A 16527-nucleotide genomic window follows, 5' to 3' on the forward strand; every position below is an offset into this window, starting at 1 on the left:
GCTGGCCGGCCCGTCTCGGGCCGAGCCCACCGGCTAGCCCCGGGGTCCGACCTCCCGGAGGTGGGTCTCGATCAGCGCCCGGGAGATGGAGTAGAGCGGAGGCAGCTGGGGCAGTCGCCGCGGGCTGAACCAGGCCGCATCGGCGATCTCGACGCCGTCGATGCGGATTCGCCGGCTGGCCGCCTCGGCGAAGAACCCCAGCATCAGCGAGTGAGGGAAGGGCCAGGCCTGGCTCCTGAAGTAGCTGACGCGGCCCACGCTGAGGCCCACCTCCTCGAAGATCTCGCGACGCACGGCCTCCTCCGCCGCCTCGCCCGGCTCGATGAAGCCGGCCAGGGTCGAGTAACGCCCGGGCGGGAAACGCGGGCTGCGAGCCAGCAGCAGCGACTCCCCATGGGTGACCAGGGTGATGATGCAGGGCGAGATGCGCGGGTAGTTGCGATGGCCGCACTGCGCGCAATGCATCGCGAACTCGGCGTCGAGCCGCCGCGCCGGCGCACCGCAGCGGCCGCAGAAGCGGTGGTTGTCGAGCCAGGCCGCCACCTGCAGGGCCGTGGAGAGCAGCGGGAACCAGGACTCCGGCAGCCGGGCCAGCCAGGCACGGGCGTCGGGCCAGCCCTCCCCGGGCCGGTCCTCCAGCGCGAGCGCCACCGGCTCCTCCTGCCACCAGCACAGCGGCTGCATCCGCTCATCCCAGGGCTGGAACGCCTGCAGCGGGCCCTCGCCGACCCCGGGCGCGATGCGCCCCCCGGCCAGGCGAATGACCCTTCCGACCGACTCCTCGCTGGGCAGCTCCCGCCGCAGCATCAGGGTGAGGCCTCACCGCCCGGCAGCCCGGGGTGGGCATCCCAGCGACACTCGCCGGCCGCATCGCGGATACGTTCCAGCTTGGCCCGATGGGCCGCCAGTTCCGCCTCGTCGGGCGGCACCACCCGCAGCTGTCCCGGGGAGAGGGAGAGTCGGCGGATGGCCAGCCCCTGGGACTCGCCGGTGCGCCCTTCCGCGCTCGCCGAGGCATCCAGCGAGAGCAGGGTCTGCCCCCCGGTCATGGCCAGGTAGACGTCGGCGAGGATCTCGGCGTCGAGCAGGGCCCCGTGCAGGACGCGGTGCCCGTTGTCGATCTCGTAGCGCTTGCACAGGGCATCCAGGCTGTTGCGCTGGCCGGGGTGCTTGTCGCGCGCCAGGGTCAGGGTGTCGAGGATCCGACAGTGGTCGGCCACCGGCCCGAGCCGCGGCTCGCCGCGCCGCGCGTTGAGCATGCCGAGCTCGTGGTCGATGAAGCCCACGTCGAAGGGGGCATTGTGGATCACCAGCTCGGCCCCCTCGATGAAGGCCCAGAAGGCATCGGCGATCTCGGCGAAGACCGGCTCCCCGGCCACCCGTTCGTCGGTGATGCCGTGCACGCTCACCGCCTCGGCCTCGATGCCCCGCTCGGGATTGATGTACTGGTGATAGCGGTTGCCGGTGAGGCGGCGGTTGACCATCTCCACCGCCCCGATCTCGATCAGGCGATGGCCATCACGGGGGTCGATGCCGGTGGTCTCGGTATCCAGGATGATCTGACGCATGGGGATCTCTCGTCGGCTCTCAGGGAAGGCGGAGCGTCAGGCGCGGGCCCGGTGCTCGTCGATGGCCGCGTTGGCCAGCTCGTCGGCCCGCTCGTTGCCGGGATGGCCACTGTGCCCCTTGACCCAGTGCCACTCGATCCGATGGCGATGGGTCTCCTCGTGGAGTTCGCGCCACAGCTCGGCGTTCTTGACCGGCTGGCGGGACGCGGTCTTCCAGCCACGCTTGATCCAGTTGTGGATCCACTCGGTGATGCCCTTGCGCAGGTACTCGGAGTCGGTCCACAGCGCCACCCGGCAGGGACGCTTGAGCTCGCGCAGCGCCATGATCGCCGCCATCAGTTCCATGCGGTTGTTGGTGGTCACCGCCTCGTAGCCCTTGAGCGCCTTCTCGTGGTGACCGCTGACCAGCAGGGCCCCCCACCCTCCGGGGCCAGGGTTGCCGCGGCAGGCCCCGTCGGTATAGATCGTCACTGTCTGGGGGGGCTCGGCGTGGTGTCTGTCAGTCACCCTGGCGGTTCCTTTCCGGTTGTGGCCCGACGCGCGTGGCGCTGCCCAGCGCCGGCCCGACCAGGGGGCGGGCCAGCTCGAAGCGCGAGCGCTGCGACTGGGCGAGCTGCGCCCGGCGGCGGGCATGGATCATGTAGCTGTCGCCGAGCGGCAGGTTGTGGCGCCGCCCGAGGGTCTCCAGCATGGCATTGCGCGGCTGGCTGCCGGGCAGATGGAAGCCGCAATAGTCTACCCGCTCGATCTCGAAGTCGACAAACGCCAGCCAGTCGCCAAGCCGCCCGGGAGAGCGCCAGTGGCCTCGCCAGGGCATGCGACGTCGCCTGCCCGGCCAGGCCCGCGAGAGCCCGCCGGCGCTCAGCGGGGACCAGCCGAAGATGATCAGTCGCCCAGTGTCGGCAGTGACGCGGGCCGCCTCCTGCAGCATGTGGTGGGGTTCGTCCACCACCTCCAGCAGGTGGTGGACCACCACCAGGCTCAGGCTGTCATCGGGAAGCGGCAAGGCCTCCGGCGGGCACACCAGGGTCGAGTCGTGGTCGGCCATCTCGCGGCTCGGCGACCAGCCCAGGGCATGGCGGATCGGGCAGATGTCGCTGAGCACCGGGGCCATGCCCAGCTCCAGGCTGTGGCGCCCGACCAGGCGTTCGCAGACCGGTCCCAGGCAGGCACGCTCGGCCCGCCACAGCGCCTGGCCCGCCGGTGACGCCCAGTAACGCCGCCCCTCCCGGACCAGCCGCGCCAGGGCATGGGGATCCCGCGAGTTTGACATAGTGCCGTTTTCCCTCCACAGTGACGGGTTTTGTAAACCATATCGCAACGAATCGCGGCAGCGTCTGGCAACGCCTCCGTCAAGGACCCCGAGCCCATGTTGAGCGTGACACCGATACCCGCCTTTAGCGACAACTATATCTGGCTGCTGCGCCAGGACACGAGCCAGGCAGTCTGCGTGGTGGACCCCGGCGATGCAACGCCGGTGATCGAGTGGCTGGAGCGCGAGGGACTGGAGCTGGGTACCGTGCTGATCACCCACCACCATCATGATCACACCGGTGGCCTGGCGGAACTGATCAAGCGCTACTCGCCGCGGGTGATCGGCCCCGCCAATCCCGAGATCGAAGGCATCGACGAGCGGGTCGGCGACGGCGACGAGGTGCGGGTGATGGGCCGGCTGTTCGAGGTGCTCGCCCTGCCCGGCCACACCCTGGATCATATCGGCTTCTTCACGCCGGGCATCCCGCCACTGCTGTTCAGTGGCGACGTGCTGTTCAGTGCCGGCTGCGGCCGGCTCTTCGAGGGCACCCCGGCACAGATGCATGAGTCGCTGTCGCGCCTCGAGTCCCTGCCGGAGGACACCCTGGTGTTCGCCGCCCACGAGTACACGCTGGCCAACCTGGCGTTCGCCCGCGCCGCCGACCCGGACAATGCCGATGTCGAGGCCGCCGAGGCGGAGTGCCAGCGGGCCCGCGAACTCGATCGCCCCACCCTGCCCACCACGCTTGGCCGCGAACGCCGGATCAACCCCTTCCTGCGCTGCGCCTCGGCCGGCGTGCGCCAGGCCGCATCGGCGCATGGCGACGCCGACAGCGACCTGGCGACCTTCACCACGCTGCGCGCCTGGAAGGATGGCTTCTGAATACGCCGTTGATGGATGACAACCGGCCTGCCCGTGGCGGCAGGCTTTCGCATGACCAGGAGATCACCTTTCGATGACCTACCACACGACATGTCGACGGATCCTGGGCTTCACCAGCTGTCTCGCGCTGATGGGTTCACTGATGGCCAACACCGGCAACAGCCAGGCCTCACCGACGCCCCAGCGCGCCTTCAAGGACGATTCGGCCAGCCACAAGGCCCAGCCTGCCCCGCTCCCCGCCAACCAGACGTTCTGGGACGCCCTGGCCCTCGAGCCCAGGGATGCCTGGTCGCGCCTCGCCGAGGGCTTCCAGTGGCAGGAGGACGTCGACCAGGCCCGCGTGCAGCACTGGATCGACCACTACCGCCAGAGCCCCCACAACATCGTCGAGATCACCGAGCGCGCCAGACCCTGGCTCGCCTGGATCACCGCGCGGGTGGAGGAGCGGGGCCTGCCCGGCGAGGTCGCCCTGATCCCCTTCATCGAGAGCTCCTTCGATCCCACCGCGCGCAGCCATCGCGGCGCGGCGGGCCTCTGGCAGTTCATGCCAGGCACCGGCCATGCCCTGGGGCTGCGCCGCGGCGGCGGCTACGATGGCCGCCTGGACGTGGCGCGCTCGACCCATGCGGCCCTGGACTACATCGAGATGCAGGCCGAGCAGTGGTACGAGGGGGACATCGAGCTCTCCCTGGCGGCCTACAATGCCGGTGCCGGCACCGTGAACCGTGCCCGCAGCGCCGCGCTCTCCCGCGGCAAGGGCGGCAGCTACTGGGACCTCAAGCTGCCGCGAGAGACCATGGCCTACGTGCCCAAGCTGATCGCCATCTCGGCGATCATTGCCGAGCCGGAACGCTACGACGTCGAGTTGCCCCGCATCGAGGCCGCGCCGGCCGTCGCCGAGGTGCCGGTGACCCGGCCGGTGGACCTCGGCGAGGCGGCTCGCCTGGCGGGGGTCTCTCACGCGGCCCTGGCCGACCTCAATCCCGGACTGCTCGGTAACCGGGCCGATCCCCGCCACGTCAAGCGGCTGCTGGTCCCCGCCGACAGCGCCGAGCGGCTGGTGGCCAGGCTCAGCGGCAACGCCACGCGACGCGCAGCCGCCGGCGACGGCGACGACGTCTACGTGGTCCGCCGCGGGGACAGCCTCTCGGCCATCGCCTCCCGCCATGCCGTGGCGCTGGCCGATCTGGCCCGCTGGAACGGCATCGAGCGGCCCGACGCTTTACAACCGGGGCAACAGCTGACACTTTCCGGTAGTTGATGTCAGGGGCCACGGCCCCACCTGCTACAAGGAACCTGATCGATGCGACACGCTGCCCCTGGCCTGGGCCTGCTGCTGGGCACGCTGCTCGGTGGACCGGCCCTGGCGGCCGAACCGACCGAGGTGCCGACCGTCCACGGCCTGGCCCTCTATGGCGATCCCGCGTTGCCGGCGGACTTCACGCACTTCCCCCACGCGAACCCCGACGCCCCGACGGGGGGCAGCCTGGTGCGCTCGGCCATCGGCAGCTTCGACTCCACCAACCCCTTCATCATCCGCGGCACACCGGCCACCGGCCTGACCGAGATCTACGACACCCTGCTGACCCAGAACCCCGACGAGCCCTTCTCGATGTATGGCCTGCTCGCAAAAGGGGTGCGGCTGGATCCCGAGCGGCAGTGGATCGAGTTCGACCTGCACCCCGAGGCGCGCTTCCATGACGGCGAGCCGGTGACCGCCGAGGACGTGGTGTTCAGCTTCGAGACCCTGACGGAGAAGGGCCAGCCCTTCTATGGCGCCTACTATGCCGACGTCGTGGGCATCCGGGCCGTGGACGAGGATACCGTCCACTTCGACCTCGCCGACAGCGAATCCCGTGAGCTGCCGCTGATCATCGGGCAGTTGCCGATCCTGCCGGCCCACTTCTGGCAGGACCGTGACTTCGAGGCCACCACCCGCGATGCCCTGCTGGGTTCCGGTCCCTACCGCATCGGCGAAGTGGCGCCGGGGCGGCGCATCGTCTTTGAGCGCGCCGACGACTACTGGGGAAGAGAGCTCCCGGTGAACCGGGGCCGCCACAACATGGAGCGGCTGGTCTTCGACTACTACCGCGACCAGACGGTGGCCCTCGAGGCCTTCAAGGCCGGCAACCTCGACATGCGCATCGAGACCAGCGCCCGCAACTGGGCCACCGCCTACGACTTCCCGGCCCTGGAAGAGGGATTCGTCGAGCGGCTCGAGGTGCCGGACGGCCAGCCCGCCGGCATGCAGGCCTACGTGATGAACCTGCGACGCGACAAGTTCCAGGACGTGCGCGTCCGCGAGGCCCTCAACCTGGCCTTCGATTTCGAATGGCTCAATCGCAACCTCTTCTACGGGGCCTACGAGCGCACCGAGAGCTACTTCGCCAATTCCGAGATGGCCGCCGAGGGCCTGCCGAGCGAGGCCGAACTGGCCCTGCTCGAGCCGCACCGCGAGGCATTGCCCGAGCGGGTCTTCGAAAAACCCCTGCCCGTCGAGCACCCCGACGAGATGCGTCCACGGCTCGCCAGGGCCCTGGAGCTGCTCAACGAGGCCGGCTATGTGGTTCGCGATGGCGTCATGACCCACCTCGATTCCGGCGCGCCGCTCACCGTGGAAGTCCTGCTCTTCGACACCCAGTTCGAGCGGGTCGTGCAGCCGCTGCTGCAGAACCTGGCCAAGATCGGCATCGAGGGCAATATCCGCATCGTCGACGTCAACCAGTACCTCAACCGGCTGCGCGGCTTCGACTTCGACATCATCGTCGGCAGCTTCCCCCAGTCGGCCAACCCCGGCAACGAGCAGCGCGACTTCTGGACCAGCGAATATGCCGAGGTTCCCCAGAGCCGCAACCTGATCGGGCTCAGCAACCCGGTGGTCGACGAGCTGGTCGACGACCTGATCACTGCCGACTCCCGGGAGGCACTGGATACCGCCGCCCGAGCCCTGGACCGGGTGCTGCGCTGGGGCTTCTACGTCATTCCCCAGTGGCACCTCGGGAAGACGCGCATCGCCCTGTGGGACAAGTTCGGCTGGCGGGAGCCCTTCCCCGAGTACACCCTGGACCTGGCCGCCTGGTGGGTGGACCCCGAGCGCGGCGCCGAGATCGAGGCCCGCCAGCGCAACCGCTGAAGGTGCATGACCGGCGGCCGCCTCACCGGCCGCCATCATCCGTGGAGTAAGGATACGCCGTGGCCCGCTATGTACTGCGCCGCCTGCTGCTGATGATCCCCACCCTGCTGGGGATCATGTTGCTCAATTTCATCATCGTCCAGGCCGCCCCGGGCGGCCCCATCGATCAGGTACTGGCGCGCTTCCAGGGGCTCTCGAGCCAGGCCAGCACCCGTATGGAGGGTGGCGGCGGGGATGTTGCGTCGGGTGGCGAGTCGCGAGGCGCCCGGGGCATCCCCCCCGCCTTCATCGAGAAACTCGAGGCCCAATTCGGGTTCGACCAGCCCGCGCATGAGCGCTTTCTCGGCATGATCGTCGACTACGCCACCTTCGATTTCGGCGAGAGCTTCTTCCGCGACGAGCCGGTCACCCGCCTGATGCTCGAGCGACTTCCAGTGTCGATCTCGCTGGGACTCTGGACCACGCTGGTGGTCTATCTGGTGTCGATCCCGCTGGGCATCCGCAAGGCGCTGCGACACGGCTCACGCTTCGACGTCTGGAGTTCGGGGCTGGTGATCGTGGGCTACGCCATCCCCGGCTTCCTGTTCGCCATCCTGCTGATCGTGCTGTTCGCCGGCGGCAGCTACTGGGACCTCTTCCCGCTGCGCGGCCTCACCTCGCCGGACTTCGACGAGCTCTCCGCCTGGGGCAAGGTCAAGGACTACCTGTGGCACATCACCCTGCCGGTGATCGCCTCGGCGATCGGCAGCTTCGCGACCCTGACCATGCTGACCAAGAACAGCTTCCTCGACGAGGTGCACAAGCAGTACGTGCTCACCGCGCGTGCCAAGGGCGCCAGCGACCGACGGGTGCTCTACGGCCACGTCTTCCGCAACGCCATGCTGATCATCATCGCCGGGCTGCCGGCGGCACTGGTCGGCATCTTCTTCACCGGCTCGCTGCTCATCGAGGTGATCTTCTCGCTCAACGGCCTGGGCCTCTTGGGCTTCGAAGCGGTGATGCAACGCGACTATCCGGTGATCTTCGGCACCCTCTACCTCTACACGCTGATCGGGCTGGTGCTGAAGCTGATCTCCGACCTGACCTATGTGTGGGTGGACCCGCGCATCGACTTCGAGACACGGGAGTCCTGATCCGATGGCACTGCTCTCGCGCGAGCTCTCCCCCATCACCCGGCGACGCCTGGCGGTCTTCCGCGACAACCGCCGGGCGCGGGTCTCGCTGTGGATCTTCGCGATCCTCTTCGTGATCAGCCTGGTGGCCGAGGTGATCGCCAACGACCGGCCGATCGTCATGCAGTACCAGGGCGCGTGGTACGTGCCGGTGCTGGTGGACTATCCGGATACCGAGTTCGGCGGCTTCCTGCCCAGCCCCGCCGACTACCGCGATCCCTTCGTGCACGACGAGATCATGGCCAACGGCTGGATGCTCTGGCCGCCGATCCCCTTCTCCTACGAGACCCTGGACATGAAACTGAATCACCCTGCCCCGTCACCGCCCACCACGCGGCACTGGCTGGGCACCGACGACCAGGGCCGCGATGTCCTGGCCAGGGTGATCTATGGCTTCCGCCTCTCGGTGATCTTCGCCCTGGTGCTCACCGCGGGCTCGCTGGTGCTGGGGGTGCTGGCCGGAGGCATCCAGGGCTACTTCGGCGGCAAGGTAGACCTGATCGGCCAGCGCTTCACCGAGATCTGGTCGGGGCTGCCGATGCTCTTCCTGCTGATCATCCTCGCGAGCCTGGTAGAACCCAACCTCTGGTGGCTGCTGGGCATCATGCTGCTGTTCTCCTGGCTGGGCCTGGTCGACGTGGTGCGCGCCGAGTTCCTGCGCGCCCGGAACCTCGAGTACGTGCGCGCCGCTCGCGCCATGGGCCTGCCGTCGCGGCTGATCATGTGGCGCCATGTCCTGCCCAATGCCATGGTGGCGACCCTGACCTTCATCCCCTTCCTGTTCACCGGCGCCATCACCACCCTCACGGCCCTGGACTTCCTCGGTTTCGGCCTGCCCCCGGGCTCGCCGTCCCTGGGCGAGCTCGTCGCCCAGGGCAAGAACAACCTGCAGGCCCCCTGGCTCGGCATCACCGCCTTCGTCACCCTCTCGGTGATGCTCTCGCTGCTGGTGTTCATCGGCGAGGGGCTTCGCGATGCCTTCGACCCCCGGCATATCCAGCATGCCGCGAGCCCGTCCCCGGCAGTGAGTGAGTCCCCGAGGAGTGGCCACGATGCGTGAAGCGCCCCCTGCCCCCCTCTTTCAGCTGCACGACCTGACCATCGCCTTCGACGGGATCCGCGTGGTCGACCGGCTGTCGCTCACCGTCAAGCGTGGCGAGACCCTGGCCCTGGTCGGCGAGTCCGGCTCCGGCAAGTCGGTCTCGGCGCTCGGCGCCATGAACCTGCTGCCCCCCAATGCGCGAATCGAGGGCGAGCGCCGGCTGGGGAATACGGATCTCGCCACCCTGCCCGACCGGGGCTGGCGGGGGCTGCGTGGAAGCCGGGTGGGCTTCATATTCCAGGAACCCATGACCTCGCTGAACCCGCTGCACCCCATCGGCAAGCAGATCGGCGAGACCCTGCGCCTGCACCAGGGGCTCACCGGCAAGGCCGCCCGGGCCCGCACCCGCGAACTGCTGGAACAGGTCAAGCTGCCCCGCGCCGACGAACTGCTGGATGCCTGGCCGCACCAGATCTCCGGCGGCCAGCGCCAGCGGGTGATGATCGCCATGGCGATTGCCAACGGCCCCGAGCTGCTGATCGCCGACGAGCCCACTACCGCGCTGGACGTCACCGTGCAGCAGGAGATCCTCGCCCTGCTCGCCGAGCTGCGCGATGCCCACGGGATGGGCATGCTCTTCATCACCCACGACCTCAACCTGGTGCGCCGCCATGCCGACCGCATCTGCGTGCTGCATGTCGGCCGCGAGCAGGAGACCGGGCCGGTAGCGGAGGTCTTCAGCCATCCTCGCAGCGACTATACCCGGCAGTTGCTGGCGGCCGAACCCGCGGGACGCCCGGCGCCGGTGGCACGTGTCGCCCCGCTGCTGAGCGCCCGGGGGGTCGGGGTAAGCTTCCCGCGCCCGAAACGGCTGTTTGCGCGGCGCCCGCCCCCCTTCGAGGCGGTCAAGCCGCTGGACCTCCATGTGGCGCCCGGCGAGACCCTGGGCATCGTCGGGGAATCCGGCTCGGGCAAGACCACTCTCGCCCTCGCGCTGCTGCGACTGGGCCAGGGCAGCGGCGAGGTCGACTTCGACGGCACCCGCCTCGACCAGCTGACCGGCAATGCGCTGCGACGCCAGCGACGCAGCCTGCAGGTGGTATTCCAGGACCCCTATGGCTCGCTCTCGCCGCGCCTGCCGGTCTTCGACATCGTCAGCGAGGGACTGCGCTTCCATCAACCGGAACTCACCACCGCCGAGGTCGACCGCCGCGTGCGGGCCACCCTGCGCGAGGTGGGCCTGCCCGAGGAGTGCGCCTCCCGCTACCCCCATGAGTTCTCCGGCGGCCAGCGCCAGCGCATCGCCGTGGCCCGGGCAATCATCCTCGAACCGCGGCTGGTGGTCCTCGACGAGCCCACCTCGGCGCTGGATCGCAGCGTCCAGAAGCAGCTGGTCGAGCTGCTGCGCGACCTCCAGTCACGGCGCCGACTCAGCTACCTGTTCATCAGCCATGACCTGGCGGTGGTGCGGGCCATGGCGCACCGGGTGCTGGTGCTCAAGGACGGCGAGGTCATGGAACAGGGCGACTGCCTGCAGGTCCTCGAGAATCCCGCCAGCGACTACACCCGGGCCCTGGTGGCGGCCGCCGGGCTGGCCCCTCGCGAGTGAGCCGATCACCGACCCGGCGTTGAGAGAGAACTCTTCCGATGGTGTAGCGGACCTACCGGACGCGCCCAGTTCCGTGAGGCCGAGCAGTTACCAAGTGTGGCAGGAAATAGATAACGGTATAAATATGGGTGCCTCCGGGAATGCCATGGGATCCGCCCGCGGGCGTTGACAAGGGAGGCATCCACTACGGGTTACGTTGAGTTACACTGTCGATCTGATCCAAGGCACGGGACACCATGCGCACACTCTTCCCCTCCCTGCTCGGGACCCTGGTCCTGGCATTGCTGCTGGCCGCCCCGTCCTGGGCCGGTCCCGCCCCGCTGGCCCTCGACGAGGGCTGGGAATATCGCTGGGGGGACTCGCCCTTCAGGTCCGACGGCACCCCGGCCTGGGTCGCCGAACCGGCCTCGCCGGGCGAATGGAAGCCGATCGCCTTTCCCTCCAACCCGCCCGGTCGCGGCGGCAACAAGCACGCCTGGTTCCGCATCACCCTGCCGGAGGGCGAGTGGCGCGACCCGGTGCTCTACATCTACAGCGTCGACCTGATCACCCAGGCGTGGCTGGAAAACGAGCTCATCTACCAGTACGGGCACTTCGATGCCCGCGGGGAGGGCCGCTTCGCGGGGTGGCCCTGGCACATGATCAGCCTGCCCGAGACCTTCGCGGGAAGGACCCTCTACTTCCGCGTCTTCTCCGACTACACCGACATCGGCCTGTGGGGCGAGGTCAAGCTGATGGACCGCCTCGACCTGCTGCACTTCATCCTCGAGCGTTCCGCCTGGGATCTGGTGGTCAGCGCCTTCCTGCTGCTGCTGGCCCTGCTGGCCTTCATCTTCGCCCTCGTGCAGGCCGACCGACGCAGCTTCCTCGGCATCGGGCTGTTCGCCCTGGCCGCCGGCATCATGCTGCTGGCCGAGACCCAGGCCAGCCAGCTGCTGCTGGAGATCCCGCTGCTGTGGGACTACCTGGCCGCCATCGGCTACTACACCCTGCCGGTGGCCATGGGGCTGATGCTGGAGCACTGGTTCGCCGCGCAACGCCCGACACTGCTGCGGCGCATCTGGCAGCTCCACCTGGGCTATCTGGTGATGGCACCGGGGCTGGCCCTGGCCGGCGTCATCGACCTCTCCAGCACCTTCCCGCCCTTCGATGCCCTGCTGCTGGTCACCCTGCTGATGATGTTCACGACCATCGTGGTGCACCTGGGCGCCCTCAACGCCGAGCAGAAGCTGATCATCACCAGCTATGGGCTCTTCGCCCTGCTGCTGCTGGTCGACATGGCCGTGGCCCACGGCCTGCTGCCCTGGCGCCGTGTACCGGTCAGTGGCGCCGCACTGGGCTTCGCGCTGGCCATCGTGATGATCTCGCTCTGGCACTACCGGCATACCCAGCGCGAGCTGCACCGCCTCAACCTCTCCCTCGAGAAACAGGTCGCCGAGCGCACGCGAGCGCTGGAGCAGATGGTCGAGAAGCTCCAGGCCTACTCCTACCAGGACGCCCTGACCGGGTTGCACAACCGCCGCTACTTCGACGAGCTGCTCGAGCACGAGGCGGCGGTCTCACGCCGCCAGGGCACACCGCTGACCCTGGCCATGATCGATATCGACCACTTCAAGCAGTTCAACGACCGCGAGGGGCACGAGGCGGGCGATACGGTACTGGTCGGCGTGGGACGGGTACTGACCCATCACTTCCGTGACGCCGACGTGGTCTGCCGGATGGGCGGCGAGGAGTTCGTCATCATCATGCCAGGGGCCACCGCGGCCATCGCCGAGGCGCGCCTCGCCGAGCTGCTGGAGGTGCTGAGCCGGACGCGTTTCCGTCACCGCGACCGGGTACTCGGGCCGCTGTCGATCTCCTGTGGTATCGCCACCTACCCCGAGCATGCCGGCGACCCGCTGACGCTGATCGGGCTCGCCGACAAGGCGCTCTACTCGGCCAAGCACCGCGGGCGGGCGAGGATCGAGACCTACGCCTGAGGCCCCCGCAGCACCTGGCCGGCAGCGTGCGATGCCCCGAGGAGCCCTTCCGGCCTCAGAAGCGCGCCACCTCCTCCTCGGTGAGCTCCCGCCACTCGCCGGGGCCCAGCTGGCCGAGGGAGAGCGGCCCGATCGATTCGCGGTGCAGGGCCACCACATGGTGACCGATGGCGGCAAACATCCGCTTGACCTGATGGTACTTGCCTTCGTAGAGGGTCAGCTCGGCCACGCGGGGTGAGCGCATGGTGAGTTCCGCGGGACGCGTCGGCTTCTCCTCCCCGTCGAGCAGCACCCCCTCGGCGAACCGGGCCACGGCGTCATCCCGCGCCGCACCCTCCAGCGGCTCGGCGAGCGTGACCGCGTAGACCTTGCCACAGCGGCGCTTCGGCGAGGTGACCCGATGGGACCACTGGCCGTCATCGGTAAGCAGCACCAGGCCGGTGGTATCGACGTCCAGACGGCCCACCGTCTGCAGCCGCTCCACATGGGGGAGGTCGACCAGCTCGCGGACCAGCGGGTAGAGGCCGCGACGGGCGCTGCATTCGACCCCCTCGGGCTTGTGCAGCATCACGTAGCGCAGCCCGACCAGGGCCAGGCGCTCGCCGTTCCAGGTGACCTGGCTCTGCTCGTCGACCTGGGTGGCGGGGTTCTTGATCACCTCGCCGTCCACCTGGACCTCCTCGCGGTGCAGGGCCTTCTTGGCCAGGCTGCGCGTCAGGTCGGTGGTCTCGCAGAGGAAGCGGTCCAGGCGCATCAGTAGCCCACCCCGTCGGCGAGGCCGAAGTGGTCGGCATCGCGCCAGGCGGGAAACTTCTCTCGGAAGGCCTGGAGCTCATCCAGCGACAGGCGGCCGGTCTTCAGGAAGGGGGTATCACGGGGCTCGTCGATCAGCGTCTCGCCCTTGGCATCGACCAGCATGGAATCGCCGGCATAGGCGAGTCCCTTGGCATCCTCGCCGACCCGGTTGACGCCGATCACCGGGCAGAGGTTCTCGATGGCCCGGGCCTGCAGCAGCACACGCCAGGGGTGGCGACGCGGCGCCGGCCAGTTGGCCACGCAGAGCAGGGCGTCATACTCGAAGTGCTCGTCGGGCCCCGGCTGCTGGCGCAGCCAGACGGGGAAGCGCAGGTCGTAGCAGACGCTGAGCAGGATCCGGAAGCCCTTGAGCTCGACGATCACCCGCTCATGGCCCATGGCATACCGCTCGTGCTCCCCGGCCATGCGGAACAGGTGGCGCTTGTCGTAGGTGACCAGGCTGCCGTCCGGGCGCGCCCAGACCAGGCGGTTGAAGTAGTCGCCGTCCTCCACCACGGCGACACTGCCGGTGACCACGCAGCCGCGGCGGGCCGCCTGGTCCTTGAGCCAGGCCACGGTCCGGCTCTCGGCCATGGGCTCGGCCATCTCCCGGGAGTTCATGGTAAAGCCGGTGGCGAACATCTCCGGCAGCACGATCAGGTCGGTGTCATCGGCGCCGAGCCCGCCCAGGGTCTCCTCGAGCATCCGGCAGTTGGCATCGGGGTCTTCCCAGCGCAGGTCGCACTGCACCAGGGTGGTTCTGAGTTCGCTCATAGGGGGACTCCCGTCGAGGTAATGGGCCCGTCACAGCCTACCCCACGAGCCCCGTCATCGTCAGCCGTCGCACAGGACCCATGGCGGGCACGCCAATAGCCTGCTAATGTCTAGCGCATTTCGATTAGAGGCCGCCATGTCCAGCCATCCCACCTCTGCCCCCCAGCACGAAACCGGCAAGGGCGTCGCCTTCGGCCTGGCCGCCTATGTGGCCTGGGGTTGCTTCCCGCTGTTCTTCGCCCTCTTCCAGGGCGTGCCCGCCTTCGAGATCCTGCTGCACCGGGTGATCTGGTCCTGCCTCTTCCTGGTCGGGCTGGTCACCCTGCTCGGCCGCTGGGCGCCCATCCGCCGCGCCCTTGCCGAGCCCAGGCGCCTCGGCCGGGTACTGGGTTGCGCCCTGCTCATCGCCCTGAACTGGGGGCTCTATATCTACTCGGTGGAGACCCGCCACGTGCTCCAGGCGAGCCTGGGCTACTTCATGACCCCGCTGGTCAACGTTGGGCTGGGCATGCTGGTGCTGCGCGAGCGCATGGCGCGCCTGCAGGGCGTGGCGGTGGGGCTTGCGGCACTGGCCATCGCGATCCAGCTGGTGATGCTGGGCGAGCTGCCCTGGATCAGCCTGGCCCTGGCCTTCTCCTTCGGCACCTACGGCCTGCTGCGCAAGCAGGTGCCACTGGACGGCCTCTCGGGCCTCTTCGTCGAGACCCTGCTGCTGCTGCCCCTGGCCCTGATGGCGCTGGGCTGGCTCACCCAGGCCGAGCTCTCCCACTTCCTCGACGATGGCCGCACCACCGCCCTGCTGGTGGCCAGCGGTGTGATCACCGCCCTGCCCCTGCTGGCCTTCGCCGGCGCCGCGCGCCGACTGCGCCTGGCGACGCTGGGCTTCCTGATGTACCTCAACCCGACCATCCAGTTCCTCATCGCCCTGCTGGTGTTCCATGAACCCCTGGCACCGGTGCAGCTGACCACCTTCGTGCTGATCTGGACCGGCCTGGCCCTCTACTCCTGGTCGGCCTGGCAGTCACGTCCCCGGGAGTCGAAGGCCGCGGTCTCGTCGCGTTGATCCAACCCGGGCGCCGCGGCCTGTCAAGCCGGGCACCCGTGTCGCCTGACCCGCGCCTTTCCGCTACCATCGCGGGATGACACCCACACCTCCTCGCGCCGGACGACCCCACCTGCTGCTGGTCGGCGCCGGGCATGCCCACCTGTACCTGATCCGACATCGCCACCGCCTTCCGGGCGCCGAGGTCACCCTCGTCGACCCCGGCAGCTTCTGGTATTCCGGGCGGGCCACCGGCATGCTCGGGGCCGGCCTCACGGCCGCCGAGGACCGCCTGGATCCGACCCGCCTGGCGAGCCACTTCGGCGCGCGAGCCCTGAGGGGCCGCCTGGCACACCTCGACCCGGAGGCACGGATCGCCCGGCTGGAGGACGGTCGCGAGTTCGACTTCTCGCTGCTCTCGCTGAACCTGGGGTCGCGTACGCCCACTCCTCCACGGCGCTCGCCGGGCCCGCAGGTCTGGGCGGTCAAGCCGATCCCGCGCCTGCTCGCCCTGCGCCACTGCCTCGAAAAGGAGTTCTCCCGTGGCCTCAGCCCCCGGCTGGTCGTCGTCGGGGGGGGGCCGAGCGGCGTGGAGGTGGCCTGCCAGCTGCGCCAACTGGCGCGTCACCATGGCGCCCACCCCGAGATCCTGCTGGTGAGCCGTGGCGAGCGGCTGCTGGAAGGCGCCCCCGCGGGGGCCGTGCGCTGGCTGATGCGCCAGCTCGAGCGTCGCGAGATCCGGGTCCGCTTCGGCCTCGACGTCAACGGCCATGCCACCGGCGGCGTGACCTTCGCCACCGAGGCCAACGCCTGGGGCGAGGACAGCCTGCAATGGCTGCCGGCCGACCATGTCGTGCATGCCACTGGGCTGGCACCGCCCGAGGTAGTCGAACGCCTGGGGCTGCCACTGATTCCCGGCCGCGGCCTGGCCGTGGAGGCCACCCTGCAGAGCCCCGGCCATCCCGACATCTTCGCCGCCGGGGACTGTGCGGCGATGCTGCACCACGAGCTGCCGCGCCTGCGCATCCACGGCATCCGCCAGGCCCCGGTACTGCTCGACAACCTGGCAGCGCGCCTCGCCGGTGGCCCCCTGACGCCCTATGTTCCCCAGCGGCTGGCCCTGGCGATCCTCGACCTGGGGGCCGGCCAGGGGCTCGCCATCCGCGGCCGACGCTGGTGGGGCGGACGCCTGGCCCTGGCCTGGAAGCGGCGCCTGGATCGCCGCTTCCTTCGTCAATTCCGGCCCTGAGGGTGGGGCATGGCCCCGGCAGCGAGC

At 69.3% G+C, this 16527-nt stretch carries 15 protein-coding genes; 9 read left to right on the plus strand and 6 right to left on the minus strand.

All coding sequences use genetic code 11. The features are described 5' to 3' along the window. Positions 1-33: 33 nt before the first annotated feature. The 4 genes from nudC to P8934_RS09850 are packed head-to-tail and all read right to left on the minus strand — an operon-like array spanning position 34 to position 2841. Positions 34-807, minus strand: coding sequence for an NAD(+) diphosphatase (gene nudC, locus P8934_RS09835; RefSeq protein WP_278030873.1), 774 nt, complete (start codon positions 805-807; stop codon positions 34-36). Beyond that, positions 807-1568 carry a DNA polymerase III subunit epsilon gene (dnaQ, locus tag P8934_RS09840; protein WP_278030874.1) on the minus strand — a complete coding sequence of 254 codons (762 nt, stop codon included), beginning with the start codon at positions 1566-1568 and terminating at the stop codon, positions 807-809. The genes nudC and dnaQ overlap by 1 nt, the downstream gene beginning before the upstream one ends. Positions 1569-1604: 36 nt before the next feature. Next, positions 1605-2075, minus strand: a complete 471-nt coding sequence (rnhA, locus tag P8934_RS09845) for a ribonuclease HI (RefSeq protein ID WP_243737170.1) — start codon at positions 2073-2075, stop codon at positions 1605-1607. After that, a complete protein-coding gene (locus P8934_RS09850) occupies positions 2068-2841 on the minus strand; it encodes a methyltransferase domain-containing protein (RefSeq protein WP_278030875.1) in 774 nt (257 codons plus the stop codon). The genes rnhA and P8934_RS09850 overlap by 8 nt, the downstream gene beginning before the upstream one ends. A gap of 96 nt (positions 2842-2937) precedes the next feature. Between P8934_RS09850 and gloB the strand changes: the two genes are divergently transcribed. The 7 genes from gloB to P8934_RS09885 all read left to right on the plus strand — a co-directional run bounded on the left by gloB (position 2938) and on the right by P8934_RS09885 (position 12640). Next, positions 2938-3705 carry a hydroxyacylglutathione hydrolase gene (gloB, locus tag P8934_RS09855; protein WP_278030876.1) on the plus strand — a complete coding sequence of 256 codons (768 nt, stop codon included), beginning with the start codon at positions 2938-2940 and terminating at the stop codon, positions 3703-3705. A 73-nt stretch (positions 3706-3778) separates the two neighbouring features. Further along, the gene (locus P8934_RS09860) at positions 3779-4966 is read left to right on the plus strand and encodes a transglycosylase SLT domain-containing protein (RefSeq protein WP_278030877.1); all 1188 of its coding nucleotides are present in this window, start codon (positions 3779-3781) and stop codon (positions 4964-4966) included. Positions 4967-5008: 42 nt separating this feature from the next. Further along, the gene (locus tag P8934_RS09865) at positions 5009-6838 is read left to right on the plus strand and encodes an extracellular solute-binding protein (protein ID WP_278030878.1); all 1830 of its coding nucleotides are present in this window, start codon (positions 5009-5011) and stop codon (positions 6836-6838) included. A gap of 59 nt (positions 6839-6897) precedes the next feature. Then, a complete protein-coding gene (locus P8934_RS09870) occupies positions 6898-7971 on the plus strand; it encodes a microcin C ABC transporter permease YejB (protein ID WP_278030879.1) in 1074 nt (357 codons plus the stop codon). A 4-nt stretch (positions 7972-7975) separates the two neighbouring features. Then, positions 7976-9070, plus strand: a complete 1095-nt coding sequence (locus tag P8934_RS09875) for an ABC transporter permease (RefSeq protein ID WP_278030880.1) — start codon at positions 7976-7978, stop codon at positions 9068-9070. Continuing rightward, on the plus strand, positions 9063-10661 hold the full coding sequence (locus P8934_RS09880; protein WP_278030881.1) for a dipeptide ABC transporter ATP-binding protein: 1599 nt from the start codon (positions 9063-9065) through the stop codon (positions 10659-10661). Before P8934_RS09875 ends, P8934_RS09880 begins: the two co-directional genes overlap by 8 nt. A gap of 236 nt (positions 10662-10897) precedes the next feature. Beyond that, the gene (locus P8934_RS09885) at positions 10898-12640 is read left to right on the plus strand and encodes a GGDEF domain-containing protein (protein ID WP_278030882.1); all 1743 of its coding nucleotides are present in this window, start codon (positions 10898-10900) and stop codon (positions 12638-12640) included. A gap of 55 nt (positions 12641-12695) precedes the next feature. On the opposite strand, the gene P8934_RS09890 is transcribed toward P8934_RS09885, so the two are convergent. Continuing rightward, complete coding sequence (locus P8934_RS09890; RefSeq protein WP_278030883.1) at positions 12696-13394, minus strand: pseudouridine synthase; 699 nt, start codon at positions 13392-13394, stop codon at positions 12696-12698. Beyond that, on the minus strand, positions 13394-14209 hold the full coding sequence (locus P8934_RS09895; RefSeq protein WP_278030884.1) for an amidohydrolase: 816 nt from the start codon (positions 14207-14209) through the stop codon (positions 13394-13396). Before P8934_RS09895 ends, P8934_RS09890 begins: the two co-directional genes overlap by 1 nt. A gap of 136 nt (positions 14210-14345) precedes the next feature. Here P8934_RS09895 and rarD point away from each other — a divergent pair, with 136 nt between their 5' ends. Next, positions 14346-15272, plus strand: coding sequence for an EamA family transporter RarD (gene rarD / locus P8934_RS09900; RefSeq protein ID WP_278030885.1), 927 nt, complete (start codon positions 14346-14348; stop codon positions 15270-15272). Positions 15273-15348: 76 nt separating this feature from the next. Beyond that, positions 15349-16500 (plus strand): FAD-dependent oxidoreductase, encoded by a 1152-nt coding sequence (locus P8934_RS09905; RefSeq protein ID WP_278030886.1) that lies wholly within the window; start codon positions 15349-15351, stop codon positions 16498-16500. The last annotated feature ends 27 nt before the right edge of the window (positions 16501-16527 follow it).

The organism is Halomonas sp. CKK8, from assembly GCF_029625235.1.
In the GTDB taxonomy this organism is placed as follows: Bacteria; Pseudomonadota; Gammaproteobacteria; order Pseudomonadales; family Halomonadaceae; genus Halomonas; species Halomonas ventosae.